Below are 13,577 nucleotides of genomic sequence, written 5' to 3'. Positions count from 1 at the left end.
TTAAATGCAATTCTTTGATCCATCTCAGAGGATTGGTCAAAGTTTGGCCTTTCATCTCGTGCAAAAAATGCGTAATATACGCCGCCTTGCAGTCACAGTATGGTCATTTCTTAACTCATGCGCATCGGACAATATCAGCTCAGAAATCGCCTGATCGCAGCGCCCATGGCTGGCATTACAGACAGACCTTTTCGGACGTTGTGCTACGAGATGGGAGCCGGATTGACAGTATCCGAGATGATGTCTTCTAACCCTCAGGTTTGGGAAAGCGACAAATCTCGTTTACGGATGGTGCACATTGATGAACCCGGTATTCGTACCGTGCAAATTGCCGGTAGCGATCCGAAAGAAATGGCAGATGCAGCACGTATTAACGTGGAAAGCGGTGCCCAGATTATTGATATCAATATGGGTTGCCCGGCTAAAAAAGTGAATCGCAAGCTCGCAGGTTCAGCCCTCTTGCAGTACCCGGATGTCGTTAAATCGATCCTTACCGAGGTCGTCAATGCAGTGGACGTTCCTGTTACCCTGAAGATTCGCACCGGCTGGGCGCCGGAACACCGTAACTGTGAAGAGATTGCCCAACTGGCTGAAGACTGTGGCATTCAGGCTCTGACCATTCATGGCCGTACACGCGCCTGTTTGTTCAATGGAGAAGCTGAGTACGACAGTATTCGGGCAGTTAAGCAGAAAGTTTCCATTCCGGTTATCGCGAATGGCGACATTACTGACCCGCTTAAAGCCAGAGCTGTGCTCGACTATACAGGGGCGGATGCTCTGATGATAGGCCGTGCAGCTCAGGGAAGACCCTGGATCTTTCGGGAAATCCAGCATTATCTGGACACTGGGGAGTTGCTGCCCCCGCTGCCTTTGGCAGAGGTTAAGCGCTTGCTTTGCGCGCACGTTCGGGAACTGCATGACTTTTATGGTCCGGCAAAAGGATACCGAATTGCACGTAAACACGTTTCCTGGTATCTCCAGGAACACGCTCCAAATGACCAGTTTCGGCGCACATTCAACGCCATTGAGGATGCCAGCGAACAGCTGGAGGCGTTGGAGGCATACTTCGAAAATTTTGCGTAAACAGAAATAAAGAGCTGACAGAACTATGTTCGAACAACGCGTAAATTCTGACGTACTGACCGTTTCTACCGTTAACTCTCAGGATCAGGTAACCCAAAAACCCCTGCGTGACTCGGTTAAACAGGCACTGAAGAACTATTTTGCTCAACTGAATGGTCAGGATGTGAATGACCTCTATGAGCTGGTACTGGCTGAAGTAGAACAGCCCCTGTTGGACATGGTGATGCAATACACCCGTGGTAACCAGACCCGTGCTGCGCTGATGATGGGCATCAACCGTGGTACGCTGCGTAAAAAATTGAAAAAGTACGGCATGAACTAATTCAGGTTAGCTAAATGCTTGATTAAAAAGGCGCTACTCGGCATGGGGAAGCGCCTTTTTTATAGGTGTCACAAAGGGAGTGACCATGAGAACAGGATGTGAACCGACCCGGTTTGGTAATGAAGCTAAGACCATTATTCACGGTGATGCGCTTGCCGAGCTTAAAAAACTACCCACCGAAAGCATCGATCTGATCTTTGCCGACCCACCTTATAACATCGGTAAAAATTTTGATGGTCTGATCGAAGCCTGGAAAGAAGATCTGTTTATCGACTGGCTGTTTGAAGTGATTGCAGAGTGCCACCGCGTTCTGAAAAAACAGGGCAGCATGTACATCATGAACAGCACGGAAAACATGCCCTTTATCGATATCCAGTGCCGCAAGTTCTTTACCATCAAAAGTCGCATCGTCTGGTCATATGACAGTTCTGGGGTGCAGGCGAAGAAACACTATGGCTCCATGTACGAACCCATCCTGATGATGGTGAAAGATGCAAAGAACTACACGTTCAACGGTGATGCTATTCTGGTTGAAGCTAAAACCGGTGCGCAACGCGCGTTGATCGATTATCGCAAAAATCCTCCACAGCCTTACAATCATCAAAAAGTACCGGGTAATGTCTGGGATTTTCCGCGCGTGCGTTATTTGATGGATGAATATGAAAACCATCCGACGCAAAAACCGGAAGCATTACTGAAGCGCATAATTCTCGCTTCTTCCAACCCTGGCGATGTCGTTCTCGATCCGTTTGCCGGTAGCTTTACTACCGGCGCCGTAGCCGTCGCCAGCGGGCGAAAATTCATTGGTATTGAGATTAACAGCGAGTACATCAAGATGGGACTTCGACGGCTGGATGTCGTGTCACATTACTCCGTGGAAGATCTGGCGAAAGTGAAAAAAAGAAAGACCGGCAATCTGTCAAAACGAAGTCGGTTAAGCGAAGTTGACCCCGCTCTCATTGCAAAGTAAAGGAAGTGTAAGCCTGGTTTTCAGATTATTCATTTCGTGTATATTTCCTGCCAGACTTGGTTAAACATGCACAGGCTCAGGTAATGATTCGCAAGTATTGGTGGCTCGTCGTTTTCGCTGTCTCCGTTTTTCTGTTTGATACCTTACTGATGCAGTGGATTGAACTACTGGCAACAGAAACAGACAAATGTCGCAATATGAACTCGGTTAATCCGCTAAAACTGGTTAACTGTGACGAACTGGATTTTCACAATAGAATGTAACTTTATACGATACCTAATTCATTTGTTTTATGAATTAATTTCGTTGTGTTTTCATCTGGCATAAACATTCTTAATACATTATCGACTAATGCGGGTGCTTGTTTATAAAGATCGTAACCCGCTATATTCATTAACCAGTTTTGAACAATACCGCTGAAGGCACCATCAATAATAATCATTACGACGTCTAAGTCGAGGCTTTTAGCTACATACCCTTGTTGCTGACATGATTGCAATACTTCGCGCAGAGTCTGCGGATTAAAGCCCATCTTCTCGCGTATTACTGCCTCTTCCAGCATCTCATCATTAAATTCACATTTGTGATATAAGATTTGTAGTAATGCCTGTTGGCGGGGAATTTCGGCAATATATTGCAAGCCAACAATCAGTTTTTCACGCAATTGCTGGTACGGGTTATGGTCTGACCCTGCCGCCAGTCGCTCCTGGATTAACTCCCGCAATGATGGTTGTTGCAGCCACATCTCATTAAACAATTGGGTCTTGTTTTCGAAGTGCCAGTAGATAGCGCCACGTGTGACGTTAGCGGCGTCGGCAATGTCGTTGAGTGTCGTCTTGCTTACACCATGCTGCGCAAACTGGGCGATGGCAGTTTCAATCAGTTCTTGCCGGGTCTTCAGGGCTTCGGCTTTGGTTCTTTTTGCCATGATTAATTATTCAGAAAATAAATATATTCGACACAGGGTGAGAAAATAGCGAAGGGTAATCTATCACCTAACGCATATTTATACGAGAGGCTAATATTGAGTTGCTATAAATCGTCAAATAATTCAAGCCTATCATTTATCCACTATGCATTCATTTAATGAATGCATATTTCATTTTAAGTGAAAATAATTCATCTCATTTCAATTAGCGGCAAAACAAAACATTAGAATATTAATCTTTTTTTGTGTTTATGTGCCTTAGACGCCAGTATTCATAACTATTCCTTACATCGACGAATGATAATTTGTAGGATAGCGAACTGTATTTTTCTTTCTGCGAGTTAACGCGTTGCCTTTTCGGGTAAATAACGCGCTTTTGGTTTTTTGAGGAATAGTAATGACGAAACATGCCAGGTTTTTCCTCCTGCCCTCCTTTATCCTGTTCTCCGCTGCTTTAATCGCAGGTTGTAACGATAAGGGAGAAGAGAAAGCTCACGTCGGTGAACCGCAGGTTACCGTTCATGTTGTGAAAACGGCCCCGCTAGAAGTTAAGACTGAATTACCAGGCCGCACCAACGCTTTCCGTATCGCTGAAGTTCGCCCACAGGTTAGTGGGATCGTACTGAATCGTAATTTCACTGAAGGTAGCGATGTGCTGGCAGGACAGTCCCTGTACCAGATCGATCCAGCGACCTATCAGGCAAGTTATGACAGCGCGAAGGGCGAACTGGCGAAAAGTGAAGCCGCCGCCGCCATCGCGCATTTGACGGTAAAACGTTACGTTCCACTCGTGGGAACGAAATACATTAGCCAGCAGGAGTACGATCAAGCCATTGCTGATGCTCGCCAGGCCGATGCCGCCGTGATTGCGGCAAAAGCCACCGTCGAAAGCGCCCGAATCAATCTCGCTTATACCAAAGTGACTGCGCCAATTAGCGGACGTATCGGCAAATCTACTGTGACCGAAGGTGCGCTCGTCACTAACGGGCAAACGACCGAACTGGCAACTGTCCAGCAGCTCGATCCTATCTACGTCGATGTTACCCAATCCAGCAACGATTTTATAAGGCTGAAGCAGTCCGTAGTGCAAGGGAATTTGCATAAGGAAAACGCCACCAGCAACGTAGAGTTGGTCATGGAAAACGGTCAAACCTATCCCCTGAAAGGCACACTGCAATTCTCCGATGTGACCGTTGATGAAAGCACCGGCTCCATAACCCTACGTGCCGTCTTCCCTAACCCACAACATACGCTTTTGCCGGGTATGTTTGTGCGCGCACGGATTAATGAAGGTGTACAACCCGATGCCATTCTTATCCCGCAACAAGGCGTTAGCCGCACACCGCGTGGTGACGCAACCGTGCTGATTGTTAACGATAAAAGTCAGGTTGAAGCGCGTCCTGTCGTTGCCAGCCAGGCGATTGGCGATAAATGGTTGATTAGCGAAGGGCTGAAATATGGCGATCAAGTCATTGTCAGCGGCCTGCAAAAAGCGCGCCCGGGAGAGCAGGTTAAAGCCACTACCGATACCCCCGCAGATACTGCATCGAAGTAAGGCAATCTGACATGGCAAACTTTTTTATTCGACGACCGATATTTGCATGGGTGCTGGCCATTATTCTGATGATGGCGGGCGCACTGGCGATCCTACAATTGCCCGTCGCCCAGTACCCAACCATTGCGCCGCCTGCGGTTTCTGTTTCGGCAAACTATCCGGGCGCTGATGCGCAGACCGTACAGGATACGGTGACGCAGGTTATCGAACAGAATATGAATGGTATCGATAACCTGATGTATATGTCCTCGACCAGCGATTCCGCCGGTAGCGTGACAATTACCCTCACCTTCCAGTCCGGAACCGATCCAGATATCGCGCAAGTGCAGGTGCAGAACAAACTCCAGCTCGCTACGCCGTTGCTGCCGCAGGAAGTTCAACAGCAGGGGATCAGCGTTGAAAAGTCCAGTAGCAGCTATCTCATGGTGGCGGGCTTTGTCTCTGATAACCCAGACACCACACAGGACGATATCTCGGACTATGTGGCCTCTAACGTTAAAGATACGCTTAGCCGCCTGAATGGCGTTGGTGACGTGCAACTCTTTGGCGCACAGTATGCGATGCGTATCTGGCTGGACGCCGATCTGCTGAACAAATATAAGCTGACACCGGTTGATGTAATTAACCAGTTGAAAGTGCAGAACGATCAGATTGCTGCCGGACAGTTGGGCGGAACGCCTGCTTTACCAGGGCAACAGTTGAACGCCTCAATTATTGCTCAGACGCGGTTAAAAAATCCGGAAGAGTTCGGCAAAGTTACCCTGCGCGTGAACAGCGACGGTTCGGTTGTGCGCCTGAAAGATGTCGCACGGGTTGAACTTGGCGGTGAAAACTATAACGTTATCGCTCGCATCAACGGTAAACCGGCGGCGGGCCTGGGTATTAAGCTGGCAACCGGTGCGAACGCTCTCGATACCGCAAAAGCCATCAAGGCAAAACTGGCGGAATTACAGCCATTCTTCCCGCAGGGAATGAAGGTTCTCTACCCTTATGACACCACGCCATTCGTCCAGCTTTCTATTCACGAAGTGGTAAAAACGCTGTTCGAAGCCATTATGCTGGTATTCCTGGTGATGTATCTGTTCTTGCAGAATATGCGAGCAACGCTGATCCCCACCATTGCTGTGCCCGTGGTGTTGTTAGGGACGTTTGCCATCCTCGCCGCTTTTGGTTACTCCATCAACACACTAACGATGTTCGGGATGGTGCTTGCTATTGGGCTGCTCGTCGATGATGCGATAGTGGTGGTGGAGAACGTCGAGCGCGTAATGATGGAGGATAAGCTCCCGCCAAAAGAAGCGACGGAAAAATCAATGTCGCAAATTCAGGGCGCACTGGTGGGTATCGCGATGGTGCTGTCAGCGGTATTTATTCCGATGGCATTCTTCGGCGGCTCTACCGGGGCAATTTATCGCCAGTTCTCTATCACCATCGTTTCGGCAATGGCGCTTTCTGTTCTGGTGGCATTGATTCTCACCCCGGCGTTATGTGCAACGCTGCTCAAACCCGTCTCTGCTGAGCATCACGAAAATAAGGGCGGTTTCTTCGGCTGGTTTAATACCACCTTCGATCATAGCGTTAATCACTACACCAACAGCGTCGGCAAAATCCTCGGTTCCACAGGACGATATTTACTGATCTATGCGCTAATAGTTGCCGGAATGGTGGTGTTGTTTTTACGTCTCCCCTCTTCTTTCTTGCCAGAAGAAGACCAGGGTGTCTTTCTGACCATGATTCAGCTACCCGCTGGCGCGACGCAAGAGCGGACGCAAAAAGTGTTGGATCAGGTGACGGATTACTACCTGCACAATGAAAAAGCAAACGTTGAAAGTGTCTTTACGGTTAACGGGTTTAGCTTCAGCGGCCAGGCGCAAAACGCCGGGATGGCCTTCGTCAGCCTGAAACCATGGGAAGAACGTAGTGGTGAGGAAAACAGCGCGGAAGCGGTTATCCATCGCGCCAAAATGGAATTGGGTAAGATCCGCGACGGTTTTGTCATTCCGTTTAATATGCCTGCTATTGTTGAACTGGGCACGGCAACGGGTTTTGACTTTGAGTTAATTGATCAGGCAGGGCTGGGTCACGATGCCCTAACCCAGGCTCGTAACCAGCTGCTTGGCATGGCGGCGCAACATCCTGGCAGCTTAGTCAGTGTGCGCCCTAATGGCCTGGAAGATACCGCGCAATTCAAACTTGAAGTTGACCAGGAAAAGGCGCAGGCATTAGGCGTTTCGCTTTCTGACATCAATCAGACCATTTCTACGGCGTTGGGTGGGACTTATGTTAACGACTTCATCGACCGTGGCCGTGTGAAAAAGGTTTATGTTCAGGCGGATGCCAAATTCCGTATGCTGCCAGAAGATGTCGATAAACTTTACGTCCGCAGCGCCAATGGTGAAATGGTGCCATTCTCTTCCTTTACCACTTCACATTGGGTGTATGGTTCTCCACGACTGGAACGCTACAACGGTCTGCCGTCAATGGAGATTCAGGGGGAAGCTGCGCCAGGAACCAGTTCCGGCGATGCCATGGCGTTGATGGAAAACCTTGCGTCAAAATTACCGGCAGGCATTGGTTATGACTGGACAGGTATGTCGTATCAGGAACGCTTATCGGGCAACCAGGCTCCTGCTTTGGTGGCAATCTCCTTCGTGGTTGTTTTCCTGTGCCTTGCTGCGCTCTATGAAAGCTGGTCAATACCTGTATCGGTTATGTTGGTCGTGCCGTTAGGGATTGTCGGCGTGCTGCTGGCAGCGACAATCTTTAATCAAAAAAATGACGTTTACTTTATGGTGGGTTTGTTAACGACAATTGGCTTGTCGGCCAAAAACGCCATATTGATTGTTGAGTTCGCTAAGGATCTGATGGAGAAAGAGGGAAAAGGTGTTGTCGAAGCGACGCTGATGGCAGTACGTATGCGCCTGCGTCCTATCCTGATGACCTCTCTCGCCTTTATTCTCGGCGTATTACCACTGGCTATCAGTAATGGTGCCGGCAGTGGTGCGCAGAACGCAGTGGGTATCGGTGTAATGGGCGGAATGGTCTCTGCAACATTGCTGGCTATTTTCTTCGTACCGGTGTTCTTTGTCGTGATCCGCCGTTGCTTTAAAGGGTAAATCAGAAACATAAAGGCGCTTTCGGGCGCCTTTATTATTTTTAGTGAAAACCATAAAAATTAATAAGATAAACTTCTGCTCACTCTTTAAAAACTTTTCGTAGCCCATGTTCCCTTCACTATTTTTACAATTCACATAATTTGTCATTATTCATTCCGCAAGATTTATAACCTCCAGTGATAAAATGGCACTCAGCTCGTTAATAAGAGAGTTAACTTATTAAGCGTTAGCGTTATTACTGAGGTAACACCATGAAAAGATTAATTCCTGTGGCATTGCTCACTGCATTGCTGGCGGGCTGTGCTCACGATTCCCCCTGCGTTCCGGTTTATGACGATCAGGGACGCCTGGTTCACACCAATACCTGTATGAAAGGTACAACACAGGATAACTGGGAAACTGCCGGGGCTATTGCTGGCGGAGCAGCGGCTGTCGCCGGCCTTACGATGGGGATCATTGCTCTGTCAAAATAACTGAACAGAGCGCGGACTTTCGCGCTCTGTTTAACGATACAGAATCTACCAATACGTTAAACACCGCTATATTTCGCTGGCTAATCCCATTTTAATTAAGCATTTTATCTCGCAGCATTATCTCAATGTCGAAATAACGCATTAATTTATTTTTTAATCACATCCTCCCCACCGATACTCACGCCAATAATCATTATTCTGCTTAGCAAAATACGAGTAAATATTTTGCGCCAAAATGTGGCGCATGTTTCATTTTCGCACCATTGCGGGGCGCTGTTTTTATTATTTCCTGTCTACACTCAGCTTATTGCGACGCGAAATCGTGCGCAAAAGCTGGCACTACTTTTGCTTATAAGAGGATGGCCACAGACAGGTAAAAGGCGTTTCCCAAACGTCCTATAACGATAATTTTCGCCTCACAGGAAGCATTATGAAAAAGATGATGATAGCCACACTGGCTGCCGCCAGCGTGCTGCTTGCCGTTGCAAATCAGGCACAGGCTGGCGCGACACTCGATGCTGTAAAGAAAAAAGGTTTTGTGCAATGCGGGATCAGTGACGGATTGCCTGGATTCTCTTATGCCGATGCTGACGGTAAGTTTTCTGGTATTGATGTTGATGTTTGTCGTGGCGTCGCCGCCGCTGTATTTGGCGATGATACAAAAGTGAAATACACCCCGCTCACTGCAAAAGAGCGTTTCACTGCATTGCAATCTGGCGAAGTGGATTTACTCTCTCGTAATACAACCTGGACTTCATCTCGTGACGCAGGCATGGGAATGGCATTTACTGGTGTCACTTATTACGATGGCATTGGTTTCCTGACGCACGATAAAGCGGGGCTAAAAAGCGCGAAAGAGCTGGACGGTGCAACGGTCTGTATTCAGGCTGGTACAGACACCGAGCTCAACGTCGCCGATTACTTCAAGGCGAACAAAATGAAGTACACGCCCGTGACCTTCGATCGCTCTGACGAATCCGCGAAGGCACTGGAATCTGGTCGCTGCGATACGCTGGCCTCGGATCAGTCACAACTGTATGCATTGCGAATCAAATTAAGCAACCCTGCCGAATGGATCGTGCTGCCAGAAGTTATCTCTAAAGAACCGCTTGGGCCGGTAGTCCGCCGTGGAGATGACGAATGGTTCTCAATTGTACGCTGGACGCTTTTCGCCATGCTGAATGCTGAAGAGATGGGCATCAATTCCCAGAACGTCGATGAAAAAGCGGCGAATCCGGCAACGCCTGATATGGCGCATCTACTGGGTAAAGAGGGCGATTACGGCAAGGATCTGAAGCTGGATAATAAATGGGCTTACAACATCATCAAACAGGTGGGTAACTACTCGGAAATTTTTGAGCGTAACGTAGGTTCAGAAAGCCCGCTGAAAATTAAACGTGGGCAAAATAATCTCTGGAACAACGGAGGTATTCAGTATGCGTCGCCCGTGCGTTAAGTCGATATGAGGTAACGAGCGTCGCCACGGCGGCGCTCTCTTTAGCGTTATGGTTTCCGAGGTTCCTATGTCTCATCGCCGCACAACCGTTAAAGGTTCACTTTCATTTGCCAATCCTACAGTGCGCGCCTGGCTTTTCCAGATCCTTGCCGTTGTCGCCGTCGTCGGCATTGTAGGCTGGCTATTCCATAACACCGTAACGAATCTCAGTAATCGCGGCATTACTTCAGGTTTTGCCTTCCTGGATCGCGGCGCTGGCTTCGGTATCGTCCAGCATTTGATCGATTACCAGCAGGGCGATACCTACGGACGCGTTTTTATTGTTGGCTTACTCAACACGTTACTGGTTTCAGCATTGTGTATTGTGTTCGCTTCTGTTCTGGGCTTCTTTATCGGTCTGGCGAGACTTTCGGATAACTGGCTACTACGAAAGCTTTCCACTATTTATATTGAGATCTTCCGTAATATTCCGCCGCTGCTGCAAATCTTCTTCTGGTATTTTGCCGTGTTGCGCAATTTACCCGGACCACGCCAGGCGGTGAGTGCGTTAGATCTGATCTTTTTGAGCAATCGTGGGCTTTATATTCCGTCACCGCAGCTGGGAGATGGGTTTCTTGCATTTATCCTGGCTGTTGTTATGGCTATAGCCCTTTCTGTTAGGCTATTCCGCTTTAATAAAACACACCAGATAAAGACCGGACAACTGCGCCGAACCTGGCCTGTCGCCGTTGGGTTGATCATTGGTTTGCCTTTACTGGCACACTGGCTTTTCGGTGCAGCAGTGCACTGGAATATCCCGGCGCTACAAGGGTTTAACTTCCGTGGCGGTATGGTTCTCATACCCGAACTGGCAGCCTTAACGCTGGCTCTTTCAGTTTATACCTCTGCATTTATCGCTGAGATTATCCGCGCCGGGATTCAGGCAGTGCCTTATGGTCAACATGAAGCTGCCCGCTCGCTGGGATTACCCAACCCGGTTACGCTACGCCAGGTGATTATTCCCCAGGCGCTGCGGGTGATTATTCCACCACTTACCAGCCAGTATCTCAACATCGTCAAAAACTCCTCTCTTGCCGCCGCTATTGGCTATCCGGATATGGTTTCGCTGTTTGCTGGCACCGTGCTGAACCAGACGGGGCAAGCCATCGAAACGATAGCCATGACCATGTCGGTATATCTGATTATCAGCCTGACTATCTCGCTGCTGATGAATATCTATAACCGCCGCATCGCGATCGTTGAACGCTAAGGAGTCATGATGACAAAAGTATTACTGGCTCATCCCCCGCGCCCGGCGAGCCATAACTCAAGCCGCGCTATGGTGTGGGTGCGAAAAAATCTGTTCTCCAGCTGGGGCAATAGCCTGCTGACTATTGGCTGCTTGTGGTTGATGTGGGAATTGATTCCACCGTTGCTGAACTGGGCATTTTTGCAGGCTAACTGGGTTGGCTCAACGCGTGCCGACTGCACAAAAGCCGGTGCCTGTTGGGTTTTCATCCACGAACGATTTGGTCAATTTATGTATGGGCTTTACCCACACGACCAACGCTGGCGAATTAATCTGGCATTACTGATTGGCCTGGTTTCGATTGCGCCGATGTTCTGGAAAATATTCCCACATCGCGGTCGCTATATTGCGGTCTGGGCGGTGATTTATCCACTTATCGTCTGGTGGCTGATGTATGGCGGTTTTCTTGGTCTTGAGCGGGTTGAAACCCGGCAATGGGGCGGGCTGACGCTAACTTTAATTATTGCATCAGTTGGAATTGCGGGGGCGCTGCCGTGGGGGATCTTACTGGCGTTAGGTCGCCGCTCCCATATGCCGATTGTGCGTATCTTATCAGTCATTTTTATCGAGTTCTGGCGCGGCGTACCGCTAATCACCGTCTTGTTTATGTCTTCGGTCATGCTGCCGCTGTTTATGGCAGAAGGCACCAGTATCGACAAACTGATCCGCGCGCTGGTTGGCGTGATCCTGTTTCAGTCAGCATATGTTGCGGAAGTCGTGCGAGGCGGATTACAGGCACTGCCTAAAGGGCAATATGAAGCGGCGGAATCACTGGCGTTGGGTTACTGGAAAACTCAGGGGCTGGTTATTCTGCCACAGGCGTTGAAGCTGGTAATCCCTGGGCTGGTAAATACCATCATCGCACTCTTCAAAGATACCAGCCTGGTGATCATCATCGGGTTGTTCGATCTTTTCAGTAGCGTTCAGCAGGCAACCGTTGATCCCGCCTGGTTGGGTATGTCGACGGAAGGGTATGTTTTCGCCGCGCTGATCTACTGGATCTTCTGTTTCAGCATGTCACGTTATAGCCAGCATCTGGAAAAACGTTTTAACACCGGGCGTACACCGCATTGAGGACACTATGAGCCAAATTTTACTGCAACCTGCTAACGCGATGATTACGCTTGAAAATGTTAACAAGTGGTATGGGCAATTCCATGTACTGAAAAATATAAATTTAACCGTGCAACCGGGAGAACGAATCGTTCTGTGTGGCCCATCTGGTTCCGGGAAATCGACAACCATTCGTTGTATTAATCATCTGGAAGAACATCAACAGGGACGGATCGTGGTGGATGGGATCGAACTTAACGAAGATATCCGCAATATTGAGCGTGTCAGACAGGAAGTGGGAATGGTCTTTCAGCATTTTAATCTTTTCCCACATCTGACCGTTTTACAGAACTGTACCCTTGCACCTATTTGGGTACGCAAGATGCCAAAGAAAGAGGCTGAAGCTCTGGCGATGCATTACCTTGAGCGGGTGAGAATTGCCGAACATGCACAGAAGTTTCCCGGACAGATCTCCGGTGGTCAGCAGCAACGCGTTGCTATAGCACGTTCACTTTGTATGAAGCCCAAGATTATGCTGTTTGATGAACCAACATCCGCGCTCGATCCGGAGATGGTAAAAGAAGTACTGGATACGATGATTGGGCTGGCGCAATCGGGTATGACGATGTTGTGCGTAACGCATGAGATGGGATTTGCGCGAACCGTCGCTGACCGGGTGATTTTTATGGATCGCGGAGAGATAGTGGAACAAGCTGCACCAGATGAGTTTTTTGCGCATCCTAAATCAGAGCGTACTAGGGCATTTTTATCGCAGGTAATCCATTAATTGAATGTTAGTTCGAAAAGCAAAAAGGCCATCCGAAAGGATGGCCTTTTTGCTTGATTTGATGTCTGGCAGTTTATGGCGGGCGTCCTGCCCGCCACCCTCCGGGCCGTTGCTTCGCAACGTTCAAATCCGCTCCCGGCGGATTTGTCCTGCTCAGGAGAGTGTTCACCGACAAACAACAGATAAAACAAAAGGCCCAGTCTTCCGACTGAGCCTTTTGTTTTATTTGATGCCTGGCAGTTCCCTACTCTCGCATGGGGAGACCCCACACTACCATCGGCGCTACGGCGTTTCACTTCTGAGTTCGGCATGGGGTCAGGTGGGACCACCGCGCTACTGCCGCCAGACAAATTCTTTTCTAATCTGCCGAACTTTAACCTAAAAAGTGGTGCTGATACCCAGAGTCGAACTGGGGACCTCACCCTTACCAAGGGTGCGCTCTACCAACTGAGCCATATCAGCACGCTAAATTTGATGCCTGGCAGTTCCCTACTCTCGCATGGGGAGACCCCACACTACCATCGGCGCTACGGCGTTTCACTTCTG

The 13,577-nt window shown here is 48.9% G+C and carries 12 protein-coding genes, 1 tRNA gene and 1 rRNA gene; 11 read left to right on the top strand and 3 right to left on the bottom strand.

All coding sequences use genetic code 11. The features are described from left to right. Positions 1-117 precede the first annotated feature (117 nt). The 4 genes from dusB to A7Z29_RS16445 all read left to right on the top strand — a co-directional run bounded on the left by dusB (position 118) and on the right by A7Z29_RS16445 (position 2,638). A complete protein-coding gene (dusB, locus tag A7Z29_RS16460; RefSeq protein WP_001219652.1) occupies positions 118-1,083 on the top strand; it encodes a tRNA dihydrouridine synthase DusB in 966 nt (321 codons plus the stop codon). A 25-nt stretch (positions 1,084-1,108) separates the two neighbouring features. Beyond that, complete coding sequence (fis, locus tag A7Z29_RS16455; protein ID WP_000462905.1) at positions 1,109-1,405, top strand: DNA-binding transcriptional regulator Fis; 297 nt, start codon at positions 1,109-1,111, stop codon at positions 1,403-1,405. Between the two features lie 85 nt (positions 1,406-1,490). Further along, positions 1,491-2,375, top strand: coding sequence for an adenine-specific DNA-methyltransferase (gene yhdJ / locus A7Z29_RS16450; RefSeq protein WP_105290487.1), 885 nt, complete (start codon positions 1,491-1,493; stop codon positions 2,373-2,375). 83 nt (positions 2,376-2,458) lie between these two features. Continuing rightward, positions 2,459-2,638 carry a DUF2556 family protein gene (locus tag A7Z29_RS16445; RefSeq protein ID WP_010345321.1) on the top strand — a complete coding sequence of 60 codons (180 nt, stop codon included), beginning with the start codon at positions 2,459-2,461 and terminating at the stop codon, positions 2,636-2,638. A gap of 2 nt (positions 2,639-2,640) precedes the next feature. Here the strand turns inward: A7Z29_RS16445 and envR are convergent, their stop codons facing one another. After that, positions 2,641-3,303: an acrEF/envCD operon transcriptional regulator gene (envR, locus tag A7Z29_RS16440; RefSeq protein ID WP_105290486.1), complete on the bottom strand. Its 663-nt coding sequence runs from the start codon at positions 3,301-3,303 to the stop codon at positions 2,641-2,643. A gap of 397 nt (positions 3,304-3,700) precedes the next feature. Between envR and acrE the strand changes: the two genes are divergently transcribed. From acrE to A7Z29_RS16395, 7 genes are all read left to right on the top strand, one after another. After that, complete coding sequence (gene acrE, locus A7Z29_RS16430) at positions 3,701-4,858, top strand: multidrug efflux RND transporter periplasmic adaptor subunit AcrE (protein WP_105290485.1); 1,158 nt, start codon at positions 3,701-3,703, stop codon at positions 4,856-4,858. Positions 4,859-4,869: 11 nt separating this feature from the next. Next, entirely contained in the window at positions 4,870-7,974 is a 3,105-nt protein-coding gene (gene acrF / locus A7Z29_RS16425; protein WP_032226586.1) for a multidrug efflux RND transporter permease subunit AcrF, read from the top strand. 251 nt (positions 7,975-8,225) lie between these two features. After that, the gene (locus A7Z29_RS16420) at positions 8,226-8,447 is read left to right on the top strand and encodes a putative periplasmic lipoprotein (protein WP_000825639.1); all 222 of its coding nucleotides are present in this window, start codon (positions 8,226-8,228) and stop codon (positions 8,445-8,447) included. Positions 8,448-8,877: 430 nt separating this feature from the next. Then, entirely contained in the window at positions 8,878-9,903 is a 1,026-nt protein-coding gene (locus A7Z29_RS16410; RefSeq protein WP_000738598.1) for an amino acid ABC transporter substrate-binding protein, read from the top strand. 67 nt (positions 9,904-9,970) lie between these two features. After that, on the top strand, positions 9,971-11,152 hold the full coding sequence (locus A7Z29_RS16405) for an amino acid ABC transporter permease (protein WP_010345327.1): 1,182 nt from the start codon (positions 9,971-9,973) through the stop codon (positions 11,150-11,152). Between the two features lie 9 nt (positions 11,153-11,161). Next, on the top strand, positions 11,162-12,265 hold the full coding sequence (locus A7Z29_RS16400; RefSeq protein ID WP_032226589.1) for an amino acid ABC transporter permease: 1,104 nt from the start codon (positions 11,162-11,164) through the stop codon (positions 12,263-12,265). Between the two features lie 7 nt (positions 12,266-12,272). Beyond that, positions 12,273-13,031 carry an amino acid ABC transporter ATP-binding protein gene (locus tag A7Z29_RS16395; protein WP_000078344.1) on the top strand — a complete coding sequence of 253 codons (759 nt, stop codon included), beginning with the start codon at positions 12,273-12,275 and terminating at the stop codon, positions 13,029-13,031. 231 nt (positions 13,032-13,262) lie between these two features. On the opposite strand, the gene rrf is transcribed toward A7Z29_RS16395, so the two are convergent. Together rrf and A7Z29_RS16385 are read right to left on the bottom strand one after the other, a co-directional pair. After that, positions 13,263-13,378, bottom strand: a 5S ribosomal RNA gene (gene rrf, locus A7Z29_RS16390). Positions 13,379-13,417: 39 nt separating this feature from the next. Then, a tRNA-Thr gene (locus A7Z29_RS16385) sits at positions 13,418-13,493 on the bottom strand. Positions 13,494-13,577 lie beyond the last annotated feature (84 nt).

Source organism: Escherichia sp. MOD1-EC6842 (assembly GCF_002965705.1).
In the GTDB taxonomy this organism is placed as follows: Bacteria; Pseudomonadota; Gammaproteobacteria; order Enterobacterales; family Enterobacteriaceae; genus Escherichia; species Escherichia ruysiae.
The sequence above is the reverse complement of the archived record's forward strand: the minus strand, read 5'-3'. Positions and strand labels throughout refer to the sequence as shown.